Source organism: Methanoculleus sp. UBA291 (assembly GCF_002499755.1).
Lineage (GTDB): Archaea > Halobacteriota > Methanomicrobia > Methanomicrobiales > Methanoculleaceae > Methanoculleus > Methanoculleus palmolei.
The window spans coordinates 35,777-49,939 of the sequence record NZ_DANC01000052.1 but is presented as its reverse complement, the minus strand read 5'-3'; the positions used below and the strand labels follow the sequence as shown (position 1 = coordinate 49,939).

At 60.9% G+C, this 14,163-nt stretch carries 15 protein-coding genes; 8 read left to right on the top strand and 7 right to left on the bottom strand.

Features of this window, described 5'->3' with window-relative positions; translation table 11 throughout:
* Positions 1–73: 73 nt before the first annotated feature.
* Positions 74–280 (top strand): histone family protein, encoded by a 207-nt coding sequence (locus tag BP737_RS12330; RefSeq protein ID WP_066955067.1) that lies wholly within the window; start codon positions 74–76, stop codon positions 278–280.
* 317 nt (positions 281–597) lie between these two features.
* On the opposite strand, the gene BP737_RS12325 is transcribed toward BP737_RS12330, so the two are convergent.
* Entirely contained in the window at positions 598–1,323 is a 726-nt protein-coding gene (locus BP737_RS12325; RefSeq protein ID WP_292409660.1) for an FKBP-type peptidyl-prolyl cis-trans isomerase, read from the bottom strand.
* A gap of 197 nt (positions 1,324–1,520) precedes the next feature.
* On the opposite strand from BP737_RS12325, the gene BP737_RS12320 reads away from it, so the two are divergent.
* The gene (locus tag BP737_RS12320; protein ID WP_292409658.1) at positions 1,521–3,050 is read left to right on the top strand and encodes an AAA family ATPase; all 1,530 of its coding nucleotides are present in this window, start codon (positions 1,521–1,523) and stop codon (positions 3,048–3,050) included.
* A gap of 8 nt (positions 3,051–3,058) precedes the next feature.
* On the top strand, positions 3,059–3,589 hold the full coding sequence (gene cyaB / locus BP737_RS12315) for a class IV adenylate cyclase (RefSeq protein WP_292409656.1): 531 nt from the start codon (positions 3,059–3,061) through the stop codon (positions 3,587–3,589).
* Here cyaB and BP737_RS12310 read toward each other — a convergent pair.
* Positions 3,576–4,217, bottom strand: a complete 642-nt coding sequence (locus BP737_RS12310) for a metallophosphoesterase family protein (RefSeq protein WP_292409653.1) — start codon at positions 4,215–4,217, stop codon at positions 3,576–3,578. The two genes, cyaB and BP737_RS12310, sit on opposite strands and share 14 nt — an antisense overlap.
* 3 nt (positions 4,218–4,220) lie before the next feature.
* Entirely contained in the window at positions 4,221–5,330 is a 1,110-nt protein-coding gene (locus tag BP737_RS12305) for a TIGR04013 family B12-binding domain/radical SAM domain-containing protein (protein WP_292409651.1), read from the bottom strand.
* 165 nt (positions 5,331–5,495) lie between these two features.
* Between BP737_RS12305 and BP737_RS12300 the strand changes: the two genes are divergently transcribed.
* Entirely contained in the window at positions 5,496–6,257 is a 762-nt protein-coding gene (locus tag BP737_RS12300) for a helix-turn-helix transcriptional regulator (protein WP_342686224.1), read from the top strand.
* On the opposite strand, the gene BP737_RS12295 is transcribed toward BP737_RS12300, so the two are convergent.
* A complete protein-coding gene (locus tag BP737_RS12295; RefSeq protein ID WP_292409646.1) occupies positions 6,227–6,997 on the bottom strand; it encodes a hypothetical protein in 771 nt (256 codons plus the stop codon). The genes BP737_RS12300 and BP737_RS12295 overlap by 31 nt on opposite strands.
* A gap of 245 nt (positions 6,998–7,242) precedes the next feature.
* Between BP737_RS12295 and BP737_RS12290 the strand changes: the two genes are divergently transcribed.
* The 4 genes from BP737_RS12290 to pfkA all read left to right on the top strand — a co-directional run bounded on the left by BP737_RS12290 (position 7,243) and on the right by pfkA (position 11,353).
* The gene (locus tag BP737_RS12290) at positions 7,243–8,382 is read left to right on the top strand and encodes a PAS domain-containing protein (protein WP_292409644.1); all 1,140 of its coding nucleotides are present in this window, start codon (positions 7,243–7,245) and stop codon (positions 8,380–8,382) included.
* Between the two features lie 217 nt (positions 8,383–8,599).
* Positions 8,600–8,989, top strand: a complete 390-nt coding sequence (locus BP737_RS12285; protein ID WP_292409642.1) for a PRC-barrel domain-containing protein — start codon at positions 8,600–8,602, stop codon at positions 8,987–8,989.
* Positions 8,990–9,173: 184 nt separating this feature from the next.
* Positions 9,174–10,385: a phosphoglycerate kinase gene (locus BP737_RS12280; RefSeq protein ID WP_292409641.1), complete on the top strand. Its 1,212-nt coding sequence runs from the start codon at positions 9,174–9,176 to the stop codon at positions 10,383–10,385.
* Entirely contained in the window at positions 10,382–11,353 is a 972-nt protein-coding gene (gene pfkA, locus BP737_RS12275) for a 6-phosphofructokinase (RefSeq protein WP_292409640.1), read from the top strand. Before BP737_RS12280 ends, pfkA begins: the two co-directional genes overlap by 4 nt.
* 147 nt (positions 11,354–11,500) lie before the next feature.
* Here pfkA and BP737_RS12270 read toward each other — a convergent pair whose 3' ends face one another.
* The 3 genes from BP737_RS12270 to BP737_RS12260 all read right to left on the bottom strand — a co-directional run bounded on the left by BP737_RS12270 (position 11,501) and on the right by BP737_RS12260 (position 14,128).
* Positions 11,501–11,920: a pyridoxamine 5'-phosphate oxidase family protein gene (locus tag BP737_RS12270; protein ID WP_292409638.1), complete on the bottom strand. Its 420-nt coding sequence runs from the start codon at positions 11,918–11,920 to the stop codon at positions 11,501–11,503.
* Positions 11,921–12,005: 85 nt separating this feature from the next.
* Positions 12,006–13,181, bottom strand: coding sequence for a hypothetical protein (locus BP737_RS12265; RefSeq protein WP_292409637.1), 1,176 nt, complete (start codon positions 13,179–13,181; stop codon positions 12,006–12,008).
* Positions 13,182–13,312: 131 nt separating this feature from the next.
* Complete coding sequence (locus BP737_RS12260) at positions 13,313–14,128, bottom strand: ABC transporter ATP-binding protein (RefSeq protein WP_292409635.1); 816 nt, start codon at positions 14,126–14,128, stop codon at positions 13,313–13,315.
* Positions 14,129–14,163 lie beyond the last annotated feature (35 nt).

Genomic DNA, 14,163 nt, shown 5'->3' with positions numbered 1-14,163 from the left:
GTAAATTTTGGAGATAATCCCGAAATGTTTAAATATTAACTCATACACTTCTTTTTAGAGGTGAGATTAGATTATGGCAGATCTACCTATTGCTGCGGTCGTACGTATCGCAAAGAAGAATGGTGCTGAGAGAGTGGGCAGCGATGCCGCTGCTGCACTGGTAACGAAGGCTGAGGCGTATATCGCCGAGCTGACCAAGGAAGCCAACAGGCTTGCCCAGCACGCAGGACGCAAGACGATCAAGGCAGAAGACGTCGAGCTCGCGGTTAAGTCCGCGTAACTCGGTCTCTCTTTCTCTTTACCCGGGGCTTTCCAGGCCCCTTTCTCTGATTGTTCCGGTAGCGGAAGGCGTCCCGGAAAACCCGGTTTGAGGGTCTTTTCGACGGCTGCCCGGGGGGAGTGTTAACGTCCGAACCGGTGCTTCACAGCCTCCGGATAGCGCCCGGTTGTTGTGGGGGTGCGGCAGCATGCCGCTGAGAGGGGTTTTACCAGAGTCCAGAGACCCTCTGCCGAGAGCCGTTGGGGCCCATCCAGGGGATGCCCACAGCGCCACCGGGTAAAATTCTAAAAAAAAAGCAGATGTGGAAGCGAGGTCGATTACTCCTCGGCTTCTTTCGTCTCTTCTTCCGTCCCGGGGACTTCCGGCGCCGCTTCAGGCTTTGCCGGGCGCGGGAACGTCTCCTTCATAACAACGTTCTCGATTTCGGGGTTGTATTCGAATATCTCGCGGATGAGGGTGCCCCGCCAGACCAGCCAGCGCCGGTCGTACATGATTGCGGGAGGAAGCGCCAGTTCGGCCACGCCGTCGGCGATACTGATCTTGATGTCGGTTCGGCCCGAGAAGAGTTTGATGAGACCCGCGATCTGTTCGACCGGGTCATCGACCTTCTCGAGGATTGCATAGGAGTAGTGCAGGGTTTTTCCCGCAAGCGGGTGATTGAAGTCGACGACCGCGCGCCTCCCGATGACGTCGACGACGATGCCCTCGCGGCCTTCAACCTCGACCCGTGTTCCTCGCTTGGGTTTCTCGCGGAACTGCGTGGCCGGCACGGATCGCACCTGCTCTTCCTCGTGCGCCCCGAACGCTTTCTCAGGCGGGACGTCAACCTCTCCTTCGGCGCCGACCTCTTTCCCGATCAACTCGTCTTCAAGGCCGACGATGACGTGGTGGCTCCCCAGGCGGACGGTGACGGGACCGTACTCCGCCTGCGGGTTGTAGATCCCCTCTTCCTTTGCGATCTCTTCATCGGTAGTATCGAAGATATTCTCACCGACGCGGCCGGTGTACCTGAGCCTGACAAAGTCTCCTTCCTTAAGTGCCATTTCATTCACCTTTGGTAAGCGGATGCGTTACGGTTCCGGTACGGGAGGCGTCCCGATCCGTCGCATACCGCGCGTCTCGTTGTTCCTTTTCATTTGGATGGAATGGTATTTACTGTTTGCCGCCGCATTCCGGCGGCCCGGCACCCCGCCCAAACGTTGAAGTCCCCTTCAAGAGTAAAGTGTCCGACGGCAGGATCATGGATGAGACGCAGCAGGGGGCAGGGGATGTCTCGTATGCCCCTTCTCCCCCGGAAGAATTTTGTGGTAGACGGGAGGAACGCGAGCGGCTCCTGTCCATTCTCGCGCGGGCAGGAGCGCATGGGCAGGCGGTGATGATCTCCGGGCCGCCCGGGATCGGGAAGAGCTCGCTCTTAACCTGGCTCGCATACGAAGTGCAGGACCGCCCCGGAGGGCTGCAGTCGCCCGTCCTCAGGGGTGAGGTCTTCGACCTCCCGGGAATGATCTTCTTCGCGATTCGTGAACTGCAAAACGACCTGCGGAGGCATGTCGTATCGGCCCGGTTCGGGGATCTCTTCGGGGGCGAAGGCATAAGGGAGGCGATCCGGTATGCCGACGATGTCTTCGAGAAGTATGCCGCCCCGGTGGAACCGGTCGGCCTGCTCCCGAAGACCGGCGAAGAGATCATCGGCATCTACGCCCGGTCGCCCAGGGTCGGGTACGACCGGGTGCGCGGGGCGTTTATGGATTTGCTCCGGGAACTCGGGGAGTTGACGGCCGGGACCGGCCATATCGCGTCGGTCCTGCTGGACGACGTTCATCTTGCTTCAAGCCTTGACAGACGTCTCCTCAGGGATATCCTGCACGACCTCCCGCCCGGCATCTTTCTTGCCTTCACCTGCGGGGCCGGAGGCGCGGCCGGTCCCGGTTGCGCACCGGTGCAGGAGGAAGAGATCCGGGACCTCGGTGTCCCGGAAGTGGCCCTCTCCGGGATGCGGGGGCACGAGATCCGGGAGATGGCAAAAAGGCGTTTTGACCTCTCCCTCGGCGACGAGGCTGTCGGCCTCCTCGCCGGGACTGCAAGCAGTCCGTTCAGCCTCATGGCCTGCTTCAACGCCCTGCGCCGCCGGGGTCTCCCTCCCTCAACGACGAACGTCAGGGGCGTGCTCGCCGGGGCAGGGGACCCGGCGACGCTGGTTTTTGCCCTGCTCCCCGGGTCCGGGAGGGAGTGGGTGGAAGAACTCTCCGTCTTAAACCCCCCGTTCCCGGTACCGGTCATGGCCTGCATGCTCGGTCTCCCGGAAGCAAGCGTAACGGACCGGGCAGGGAAGAGCGGCATACTCCGGAGGCTTCCCGGCGGAGAGTACGCCTTTGCACACCCTCTCCTGCAGGAGCACTGCAGGCGCACTCTCCCTTCCGGTGCAAAGGTAGCCCTCAATGCCCGTGCCGCCGACTGCTTCGAACGCTCCATGCCCCGTCTCCCCGACAGGCTGTACGTTCTCCTCTCGCTTGCCTGCCATCTGTTTTATGCGCGGGAGTATGAGAAGGCGGCGGACCTGAATAGGGAACTCGGGCTCCGGTTCTACCACCGCGGGGATTACGCGACGGCTCTGGTGCTGACAAAACGGACGATCACCTCCGCAGAGCATCTCGGGGATGAGGCCCTCCTCGCCGCAGCACAGGAGCAGAGAGACCTGATCCGGCAGAAAATCCCGGCACGGACCGGGCCGTGCGGTGAAGGTTTATCGTCGTTCCGAAGAGACGATTGACGACTGGTATGATTGAGGTAGAAGCAAAGTTTGCGGTCCCCGACATCTCCCGTGTCAGGGACCGGCTGAGCCTGCAAGGGGTGCGGATGGCCGGGAGACAGCAGGAGCGCGACGTCTACTACAATGCCCCCCATCGTGATTTCGGGGAGACCGACGAGGCGTTGCGTGTCAGGTACGACGATACCGGGGTTACCGTGACCTACAAAGGGCCGAAAGTCCTGGTCGGGAGCGCGAAGGCCCGTGAGGAGTTCAACCTCGCGGTAGCCTCGGGGGAGACCTTCGAAACGATCCTCTCGCGTCTTGGTTTTCGACATGCCGCCACGGTCTTGAAGGTGCGGGAGTTCTACGAGATGGACGATGTGACGGTGACGCTCGACGACGTTGCATCCCTCGGGACGTTCATCGAGATCGAGATCCTGACAGAAGGGAATAACGAAGAAGCTGCCGACCGGATCGGGGTGATTGCAAAAGAATTAGGTGTAGATGGTCCACCGATCTACACCTCGTATCTGGAGATGCTGTTATCTAAACGGCAATAAGATCTATCTGAATATCTTTTGGCTCTTTTCCAAAGTGGATGAGAGCACCGTAGCCGTCTGAGGCGGGTCCGGGGTTGACGACGGTGACGCCGTCGACCTCGGTGACGCCCCGCGCTTCGTGGATGTGGGCGCAGCAGACCAGGTCGAACCGGGTCATGTGCTTCCTGATGCTCTGGCTCCCGACGTGGTTCTCACCGACGCCATCCAGCACTCCATACGGCGGAGCGTGGCTGACCAGAACGTTGTGGACGTTTTTGTCCATGCGGTTGACGATCCGGGTGAGTTCTTCATCGATCTCTTCTTCCGTCAACTCAAACGGCGTGCCGAAGGGAGTCGCGTTCGAACCGCCGAGACCTGCGAGCGTGATCTTGCCAAGCGCGATCCATGAGTCGTGCAGGCAGACCGCATCGGAGTGCTCGAGCACGTCGACGATCTCGCGGGGGTCGCAGTTTCCGGGGATTGCAAAACACGGTACGTCAAAATTGGAGAGTACCGACTCTACAGGCTCAAGTGGACCGAAGTTGGTGATGTCGCCTGCAATGATGACTGCATCGTAGTCGTAGCCGGGAAAAGCATCAAGCTTTCCGTAGTTACCGTGCAGATCTGCTAGGAGTAGCACATCCGTCATGCACTATAGATGAGAAGTGTGTCTAAAAAACCTTATCTCATGATCCATCCAGGATCCGGTTATCCTGCCGCTGAGCGCCAGTTTGCCGAGAACTTTTTTCGTTTCCGGAAGGAGGCTGCGTGGCGGGTTGTTCTGGAGCGGGGTCCCGGGCAGCGGCATAAAGTAGTGGATATGCGCCGTTCCCGCCCGGGTGACCAGCTTCACGAGGTCGAGCGTTGCGCGCTGGTCGTCGTCGCTCTCAAACGGCAGCCCGAGGATGAAATCGACGACCGGAACGAGCCCGTTCTCCCGGCAGAGGTCGACGGCGCGGATGACATCGTCCACGGTATGCCCCCGATGCAGGCGGCGGAGCACCGCATCGCTCCCCGACTGGGCACCGAAGTGCAGGCGGGTGTTGGCGCACGTGTCGAGAATGAGGTTGATAGATTGCCGCGAAACGCACTCCGGGCGCACCTCGCCGGGAAAGGTGCCGAAATAGATCCTGCCGTTGAGGCTCCGGAGAAGCCGTTCCACCCGGTCCAGCCGAAGATGGATGCCGTCCGATCCGTAGGCGAATGCGTTTGGGGTGACGAACCGGATGTCCCGGTAGCGTGAGGAGTAGCGGGCGATCTCATCGACGGAGCGGTGGCGCATGCACCGCCCGAAGAGGCGGGGTGTCTGGCAGTATCCGCAGGAGAACGGGCATCCCCGGGTGATCTCGATGAACCCCGTGATCCGGGAGAAGGGCGGGTAGCCGTCGAGGAGGACGGTGTGGCGGGCAGGTATATAGCCGGCGGCGGTCGCGACGCCGGGCGGCGGCTCCTTCCCCTCTTCAAGGGCGGATAGGAGCGCCGGGAGCGTATACTCACCTTCTCCGACGACGACGTAATCGGCGTACTGCGCCGCCTCCCGGTAGCACGCAGAGGGGTGAGGCCCTCCTGCAATCGTTATGCAGTCCGCTCCCGCGATTTCGTCGCGATAAAGACGTTCGTTGATGGAGTTCAGGCTGTAGATGGTGACGTCCGGGCGCGGTCGGTCGGTAACTTCGATGTGGTAGCCGTGGACCTCGCACGCCGCGGAGAGTACGGCGAGCGTGTTGTTCGCCTGGGGTATGGCGCGCCAGTTGACGTTCATGGCATGGAGAAGTTCCTCATCCTGTTGCCCCGTCGGGAGATCGGGGCCGGCGGGAGAGCCCTCCTGTATTCGATCGATCCGTGGAACCGGGGCATAGTCGGCTCTCTTGGGCTCTGTATACCGTCTCTTCCAGGAAGAAGATTAATGTGACGTTGCCGACGAAATATGAGAAGGTACATGAAAATCACTGATTTCATGAAGATCTTTTCGAGCGAACGCCGAATTGAGGTTCTGGATGCACTCCTGCAGCAGGAGACCAAGGATACGATTAAACAGCACATTCCCTCCTCAACGTATGCCTTTACCGTCAATTATCTGAAGAAGGCGGGTTTTGTCAGGGAAGTCGACGGCGAGGTCTCGTTGACCGACAGGGGACACGCAAGCCTAATCATATTCCAGCGGTTCAAGGAGAGCATCGAAACCCTGCGCATGCTTTACGAAGCCTTCCCGGACCATGTCATTGCTTTCCCGGACGAGTTCGCTCTTCGTCTCTGCGAGATCCGCGATGCTCAGGTGATCACCTCGGAGCCGTTCGACATATTAAAACCGCACCGCGTCTTTACTGATTATCTGAAGAATACCCGGGAGATATACGGAGTATCCCCACTCCTTTTTCCTGATTACCCGGAATTCTTCAAGGGCCTGGCGGAGAGCGGCGATCCTATCTCTCTGGTGGTCACGCAGGAGGTTTACGATCTCATCTCGGCCTACCCGCTTGAGAATTACGGCAACCTTGAGGTATACCTCACTCTGGAAACGCCCAGGATCGCTGCCACTGTCACGGATACCTTTCTCTCCATCGGGTTCTTCTACAAATCGGGGAGTTATGACTTCACACGGGACCTCATTGCAACGTCTCCCGAAGCGATAAATTTTGGAATGGATCTGATCCGCCACTATAGAACCAGGTCCCGCAGAATCGTATAGCCTGAATAGAGAATCCACTCCCCGTCGACGAGTGCGTTCCTGAGCATCTCGAACTGGTTGCAGTAGGCAACGATGTAAAAAGCACTGTGAACCAGACTGATGAGCAGAACGTCGATGCCGGCAATACAGCCTGTGAAGTAGGCGCCAAAGACTACAATGTGGGCGGAAAGGCTGATGCCGAGCAGCAGGGTGGTGACCTGCGGCCGGGAGAGGAGCGTCGGGATCGTTATGATCCCCGCCATTTTATCCTTATCGACGTCGCGGACGTCGTAGATGACGGTGTTGACGAAACTTTTGCAGAAGAAGAAGAGGCAGATCAGCACGATCGGCAGGGTGACGGCGCCAAGGAAGATGAGGATGCCGAGCGACCAGGTGAGAGCGACAATGCAGTTTTTCATTCCGCTGCTTCCCTTTAACCGGTGACCCCCAATGCCCTTTGCATAGAGGTAAGCAACGAGGAACGGTATGAGGAGAGCGGGGTTCGGGTAGAGGACGAATGTGCCGATCATCGCGATGCCGGCCGTCACCAGAAGAGCCTTTCGGAACCGACTTCCCCGCTTCTCATCCTCTTTATTCTCCACGCCGCGGTCGAACGCATAGGCCGAGTATGCAATGAGCGCCGCGGCGGCAAACTCAGTGAGCGGTACATGTTCGCCGAGAAACCCGTATGCGAATTGCAGTTTGAGGGCTCCCGAGAGCGTAACTACAAGTATCGAGATGATAAGAGACTGTGCTTGCATAGTGTACACGATCCGGGATAGCAAAATATTACATTCTGACCGAAATTGTACAGTACTCTTGTAAACGCTCCGTACCGTTGTAATTTCTCAAAATGGCGGTATTTCTTCGTTGAAAGGGTAAGAAACTCATATATACCGGATATTTTTAAAATAGATCCGGGGAAGACGGATGCATGGTCGGGGCGGCGGATATGGATTGTAACAGAGCCGGGCTAAATGGATCGGAACGAGAGCGGATAGCCGAGATGTTACTTTGCCGCGACAGTTGCTGCACGCAGGGCGAACCCCGCGGTGCGACTGCATCTACCAGGAATATGCTGGTGCTGCTGGTGGACCGCCTGGAGGACGGAGTCGTAGTGATCGGTCCGGATCAGGCCGTCGTCTGGATGAACAGGGCCATGGAGAGGCTCTTTGGGGTAAGCGGCTACGAGACCATCGGTATGAACGCCGTGGAGTTCATTTCCCTCTGCGTCTCCCCGAACCTTCAGGGCGGCGAGGATTTAAAAGCGGACTTCATCGGGTCCTGCTTTTTCTGTGAGAATATTCCGACGAGGCGATACCGCATATCCCGAAATCCGTGCAGGGGAATCTGGGTGGAGTACTCGAGCACCGTCATCCCCAGCGGGCCGAACCGGGGCGCGCGCCTGGATACCTTTCATGTCAGCCAGGATTCCGGCCGACTGGAAACGAATCTTCAGGAATATCGGCAACGCTACGACTTCCTTGAGACCGTCTCTTCCGACCTGGTCGTGTGCCTCGACCCCGGCCTTGCGATAAGATCGGTGAGCCCCTCGGCAAGGCTCCTCCTTGGGTATAATCCGGGAGATCTGGCCGGTAAACACCTCTCTTCTATAATGACTCCGGAGTCTATTGCTGAATTCCAGAAGGCCTGTTTTCTGGACCGTGTCTCCAGGGGATCGACAGGACGCTCCGTTCTGCCAGGGAACGTGCGTACGATAGAAGCAACCCTCACGGATATGCAACGTCAACCGGTTGCGGTGATCTTCGGGTTCGCGCTTGTCGGCGACGATGAAGGCAATCCCGCCGGGACCATTGCGGTTGCGCACCGAAAGTCCGGTAACCAGAGCGACGAACACCTGTGGCAAGAGGTCTGCTCCCAGTTTAACCGGAACATTGAGCACCTCGCGTGCCTTGGCGATCGCATCAAAAACCCGCTTGCCGTCATCATCGGTCTCGCGGGCATGCAGGACGGTGCGGCCGCCCGGCAGATCGCCGAACAGGCGCAGATCATCGATAGGATCGTCACGGAGTTGGACCAGGGGTACGTCGCATCGCTGAACGTCAGGCAGTTCCTGCGAAAGCACTATCATCTGGAAGATGACGCCCAACCCCGGGTTACGCCCCCTAAGTCCGGGTCGGCATGAGGCGTCGTCGGCTGGCCCGATTCGTCCCGCTGAACCATTACGTGACACGATAATTTTTCGTTGGGAGGCCGCTGCAGTGAAATCGCCCGAAAGCCGCTCCCCCCAAGGTATATTTGCTCTTTACTATACTGTAGCAAGAATTAAATATGGCCCATCCCGTATGGACCCTCTTGCTGTGGGATGGAACAGCCCACGCTTTCGTGGAGACGTGATGCACATGAGAGGAGCTACTACACAGATGGAGAGACGGAACATTATACGGGGAAAAGATATTGCAGATTATTCGGTCAGAAATCCGAGTGGCGAGGACCTCGGAAATATCAAGGATATCGTGGTCGATATCAACGAAGGCTGCACCGCCTATGCCGCTCTCTCGTTCGGCGGCATCATGGGGCTTGGCGATAAACTCTTCGCCGTTCCCTGGGCGGCTCTCCAGTACAACGCATCCGACGACTCCTTCGTTCTCGACGTACCTAAAGAGCAGCTGGAGAACGCACCGGGATTTGACAAAGGGAACTGGCCGACGACCGCCGAACGCGAGTGGCTCACCGGTATGTACAGCCACTACGGCTACACGCCTTACTGGGAACGCCGTCAGGAGCGGTGAACTCCCTCACAAGAGCCGTGATTGGATTGGCCGCGGGCCCGTGTGAAGAACCGGGTTTTCGGCCGGGAACACTTTAGATCGGCCGGCCGGGGAGACCGCAGAGCGCCGGATGGAGAAGGACAGCCGGCCCATGCACCCGGCACCGATCTCCTGCAGTTCTTCGCCGCTCCGGGGGTATGCTGGTATGCAGAACGGATTATCAAGACGAAAGAAGACGATCCGGGATATCGATGTGCGGGAGAGAAGGGTGCTCGTCCGTGCCGACTTCAACGTGCCGCTCGACGCCGACGGCGCCATCGCCGACGATACCCGAATCCGGGCCAGCCTCCCGACGATACGCTACCTCTGCGAGCGGGGCGCACGGGTCATCCTCTGCTCTCACTTGGACCGGCCGGATGGCGTGGTCGTGGAGCGGCTACGCCTCGCCCTCGTGGCGAATCGTCTTTCGGTGCTGCTCGATCGGCCGGTCGCCGCGCTGCAGGACTGTGTCGGGCCGGAGGTGGAGGGCACGGTTGCGGGGATGAACAATGGAGACGTCGTCCTCCTTGAGAACCTCCGGTTCCACCCGGAGGAGAAGGTGGACGACCCGGTCTTTGCGGCGAACCTCGCCGGCCTCGCGGATATCTATGTCGACGATGCCTTCGGCGTTTCTCACCGGGCCCATGCATCGGTCGTGGGCGTTCCTGAGCATCTGCCGGCGGTTGCCGGGCTCCTGCTCGAAAAAGAGGTGGACACCTTTACCCGCATCCTGGAAGACCCCGAACGGCCGTTTGCCGCCGCGATCGGCGGGGCCAAGGTGAGCGATAAACTGGCGGTTCTCGAACACGTCATCTCCCGGGTGGATCTGCTCCTTATCGGAGGCGGCATGGCAGCGACGTTCTTCGCGAGTCGGGGATACGGGACCGGTAGATCACGCGTTGAGACCGATAGCCTCGATGCCGTCAGGGATCTTGAGGCAAAAGCCGCGGAACGTGGCGTCCGCCTCCTTCTGCCCCGGGACGTCGTCGTTGCGGAGAAACTGGAGCCGGGCGTCCCGGTCCGGGTTGTACCCTCAACGGCGATTCCGGACGACCGGATCGTTGCTGATATCGGACCGGGGGCTGCCGATGAGTTCTGCCGTGCACTTGCGGGCTCGCGAACCGTTGTCTGGAACGGGCCGATGGGGGTCTTTGAGGTCCCGGAGTTTGCCGAAGGGACCCGCCGGATTGCCGCGGCCCTCGCCACGCTCCGTGGTACGACGGTTATCGGCGGCGGTTCGACCGCGGATGCGGTGGGGATGTTCGGGCTTGCCGACGAGATGACCCATGTCTCGACCGGCGGCGGGGCCGCCCTCGCGATGCTTGCGGGAAAGCCGCTTCCGGGCGTTGAGGCACTCGACGATGCGGGGGACCCATGAGACGCATCGGCGTCCTGACGAGCGGCGGCGACGCCCCGGGAATGAACGCCTGCATCCGGGCGGTGGTGCGTACCGCACTCGCGCACGACCACGTCGTCCTCGGGATACGCCATGGGTATGCCGGGCTCATTGCCGGCGACGCGGTGCCGCTCGACCGGACGGCGATCCGGAACACCATCCACCAGGGCGGTACGATCCTCGAGACCTCCCGGAGCCTGGAGTTCTCCACGGAGGAGGGGCGGCTCCGGGCGGCGGCGGCCATTGAGCGGCTGGAACTTGACGGCCTCGTCCTGATCGGAGGAGAAGGGACGTTCCACGGTGCAAGCCTGCTTGCCGCCGAAGCGGATACGGCCGCGCTCGTCGGGGTGCCGGCGAGCATCGACAACGACGTCTACGGGACCGACTACTGTATCGGGTTCGATACCGCAGCGAACTGCGCGGTTGAGGCTATCGACCGCATCCGCGACACGGCCCGGTCCCACGAACGCCTCTTCTTCATCGAGGTGATGGGGCGCACGGCCGGATTTCTGGCACTCGAGAGCGGCATCGCCGGCGGTGCCGAGGAACTGGTCATCCCGGAAGAAGAACTCTCGATCGCCCGGATCAGCGAGCGGATACGGGAGGGGTTCACCATCGGGAAGAAAAGCGCAATCGTGGTGGTGACGGAGGGAAAGACGCCGGGGATCTCCTTTCAGATCGCCCGGGAGGTCAGTGAACGCCTCAACTTCGAATCGCGCGTCGTCGTCCTCGGTCATCTCCAGCGGGGCGGGCCGCCGACGTTGCGCGACCGGGTGCTCGGGAGCCTCTTCGGTGTCGCCGCCGTCGAGGCGTTGCTTGAAGGCCGGAGCGGGTGCATGGTGGGCGAGGTCGGGGGCGACCTTCTGTGCACGCCGCTTGAGAAGACCTGGCAGAAGAAGAAACCGCTCAACGAGCACCTGCTGTGGATATTTCAGTTCCTCTCGGAGTAGGTGGAGGCATGCGTCCGCCTCCTCGTGGCATGGGGGCGCGGCAGGAGCACAGGGGGAAGCCCCGGGGTCGGTCGTCTCTGAGGGCTGTTCTTGGGCCTCCGGAATGGGAGACCGGGGAGTCCTCCGACGAGGCCCCCTTCCCGAAGCTCAGATGGATTTCTCCCAGCCCTGGCCCATATCGATGAGGGGCCGCACCTCACCGACCTCAAACGTCACCGAGGCATGGATCATCGCCGCCGCATCTTTGCCTGCGGCCATAGCGATCTTCTTCCGGTAATCCTCCAGCGCCGCTCCGGATGTTGCAAACTCCTTCATTTTCAGGTAGACCCGAAGCCCCTTCCAGTCCATAAGCGTCGCTCCCTGCTCCATGATCGTGAAGACGGCATTCGGGTTCTCCTGCAGGTAGGCAAACGTGCGGTTGTTCCCGAGCCCCATAACGACGGTCTTCTCGTCGACCATCATCGGCGAGCCGAAGACCGCCGCATCGACCTTGCCCTCTCTGTTTGCTGTGCTGAGGACGCCGAGCCGCGGCTGTTTGTTGAAGTAATCCATCAGTCTGGATGACATGATTCGTTCCTCTTTTTAAGTCCGATCTTATCGCCTCTCCTTAAAAGAGTATGGGTGCCGGGACACGGCGGGGTACCGTCTCCCTCTAGATTGCCAGGAACTCCCCGGGAGCGAGGCTGGTGGCGAGCATCACCGTGTTGATCTCCCGGTTTCCTGTCCAGGTTCCGGTTTGCCTGTTTCCTGCATCCATCCAGAACCGTTCGATTCTGCCGGCAAGCGGCACGTACTCCACGAGCGCCCCGGCTCGCCGCTGCACGGGGCTCTGCCGCCCGAAAAGGTCAGGGTTCTCCCGGATCCGCTTCACGAGAGCGTCCACCCCCGATAGGCCGATCGAGAGCCCGAACTCCCTGAAGGCAAGGCGGTACGCCGCAGGGTACTCGAGCGCACCGCTCCCGACAAATGCGGCGAGGCCTGTCCGGGCAGCATCGAGAACGGAGGCCAGCAGGTCTATGTACGCAAAGCCGCCCCTGATCATCATCTCCACTACCCGCCCGGCATCAAAGAGGAGACCGCCAATGCCGAGCGGGTCGTCCGTGGCCAAGCCCCCTTCCCGACAGATGCCAGCCATATCGACGATCTCCGGGGATAGGTCGGACTGCAACGATCCTCCGCATCCACTGCCCCCCGCCATCTGGAGCTCGCTGTAGGTGACGAACCCGTCAAGCGGGTCGTGCTGGCCCATTGCGGGAACGAGCGGCCGGGAGAGGTCGATGCTCATCTTCCAGTACATTCTCTTCCCGCCGCCGGAGGCGGGGACGTAGGTGAACGCGGCATGGGCCGTCTTTGCAAGTTCAGCCGCCCATCGGGTATACGCCGGGTCTCCGGTGACCCGTCTCACCCGGTTGAGGGCGTGCATCCACTTGGTCAAATAATGATAATACTGCCCGTCCCGGTCCCATTCCAGTTGCTCGTCGAACGGTTCGCCCGGCCCGCGTTCGGGAAGCGGTTTACCGATCCGGAGGCCGCCCCGGGTCGGGTGCGCCTCTCCCTCCTTTTCGGAGAGACCGCTGATCCAGCCGGTCCTCCGGTCATCGTCACGGTGCCGGCCGAGGATGTGATGCACCTGGTCGACGAGACGGAGGGCGAGGTCCCGATAGGACGCGTCGCCCGTCCGGCGGAAGAGTCCAAGGTAGTTGCAGACCGCGTAGGCGTCCGTCCAGAGGTAACGCCGGGGACGGATACCCGACGGGTCAAGCCCCGTCCGGGCGGCAAACTCAGCCATGAGGTCCCGGACGGCTGCAGTACTCGCATCGTCTCTCATTCCTCTCTCCTCGGGAATAGCGACACCCGGTGAGGTGCCGCAGGTATGCGGGATGGTCCCCGCCTTAAACGTTCTGCTGATCGAGGAACGACAAAATTCGGAGCCCGGGTAGGTGAAGATGTGGCCCTCGCTCAGTATCCCGTCGCGTAAAAGTACCCGTCTTCCTCCACCACACGCACCGGGACGCAAAAGAGCCCGCCGATGGCTTCATTGGTCAGGACATCCGTCTTCGGGCCGTCCATCCTGACGGCGCCGTCCCGCATCAGAACGACCCGGGAGATCTCCGGGATGATATCGGGGAGGCTGTGGGTGACGAGGACGATGCCGGTGCCCGACCGTGCGATCTTCCGGAGAGTCTTTCGGAAGATGTGGAGCGCGGCGAGGTCAAGGCTGTTCGTGGGTTCGTCCAGAACGAGAGTGCCCGGGTCGTGGACCAGGGCCCTCCCGATCAGGAGCCTGCGCCCCTCGCCGGAAGAGATCTCTGTCATCGGGCGGTCCGCGAGGTGGGCGACCTCGAGGAACTCGAGGATCTCGTCTGCCTTTCTCTCCATATCGGGCGTCACCTTATGGGAGAAGAGCCCGACGCTCGAGAAGAACCCCGAAAGCACGACCTCGCGGCCCGATATGCCGCGGGTGAAGGTGTGCTGAAGGTCGCCGGAGACAAGCCCGATGTGGGAGCGCAGGTCGAAGGCGTCCCACCGGTCCTGCCCCCGGAACCTGAAGACGACGCCCGGCCCCGGAGAGGAGGGGTAGTACTCACGGGTGATCGCCCGGATGAGCGACGACTTCCCGGCACCGTTCGGCCCGAGGATGGCGATCTGCTCTCCCTCCCGGACCGTGAGCGAGACAGAGTCGAGGAGTTTCCGGCCGCCCCGGACGACGCTGACGTTCCGAAACTCGACGAGCGGCGGGGAGGACGGTTGAGCGTCGGCGGTACCGTCAACCAAGCTGACCGTTCCGTCGGATGGGGGTTGCGGGAGGG

Excerpts from the sequence above, each read along its gene's own strand:
- BP737_RS12330 (WP_066955067.1), top strand. The coding sequence starts at position 74 with ATGGCAGATCTACCTATTGCTGCGGTCGTACGTATCGCAAAGAAGAAT.
- BP737_RS12325 (WP_292409660.1), bottom strand. The coding sequence starts at position 1,323 with ATGGCACTTAAGGAAGGAGACTTTGTCAGGCTCAGGTACACCGGCCGC.
- BP737_RS12320 (WP_292409658.1), top strand. The coding sequence starts at position 1,521 with ATGGATGAGACGCAGCAGGGGGCAGGGGATGTCTCGTATGCCCCTTCT.
- cyaB (WP_292409656.1), top strand. The coding sequence starts at position 3,059 with ATGATTGAGGTAGAAGCAAAGTTTGCGGTCCCCGACATCTCCCGTGTC.
- BP737_RS12310 (WP_292409653.1), bottom strand. The coding sequence starts at position 4,217 with ATGACGGATGTGCTACTCCTAGCAGATCTGCACGGTAACTACGGAAAG.
- BP737_RS12305 (WP_292409651.1), bottom strand. The coding sequence starts at position 5,330 with ATGAACGTCAACTGGCGCGCCATACCCCAGGCGAACAACACGCTCGCC.
- BP737_RS12300 (WP_342686224.1), top strand. The coding sequence starts at position 5,496 with ATGAGAAGGTACATGAAAATCACTGATTTCATGAAGATCTTTTCGAGC.
- BP737_RS12295 (WP_292409646.1), bottom strand. The coding sequence starts at position 6,997 with ATGCAAGCACAGTCTCTTATCATCTCGATACTTGTAGTTACGCTCTCG.
- BP737_RS12290 (WP_292409644.1), top strand. The coding sequence starts at position 7,243 with ATGTTACTTTGCCGCGACAGTTGCTGCACGCAGGGCGAACCCCGCGGT.
- BP737_RS12285 (WP_292409642.1), top strand. The coding sequence starts at position 8,600 with ATGAGAGGAGCTACTACACAGATGGAGAGACGGAACATTATACGGGGA.
- BP737_RS12280 (WP_292409641.1), top strand. The coding sequence starts at position 9,174 with ATGCAGAACGGATTATCAAGACGAAAGAAGACGATCCGGGATATCGAT.
- pfkA (WP_292409640.1), top strand. The coding sequence starts at position 10,382 with ATGAGACGCATCGGCGTCCTGACGAGCGGCGGCGACGCCCCGGGAATG.
- BP737_RS12270 (WP_292409638.1), bottom strand. The coding sequence starts at position 11,920 with ATGTCATCCAGACTGATGGATTACTTCAACAAACAGCCGCGGCTCGGC.
- BP737_RS12265 (WP_292409637.1), bottom strand. The coding sequence starts at position 13,181 with ATGAGAGACGATGCGAGTACTGCAGCCGTCCGGGACCTCATGGCTGAG.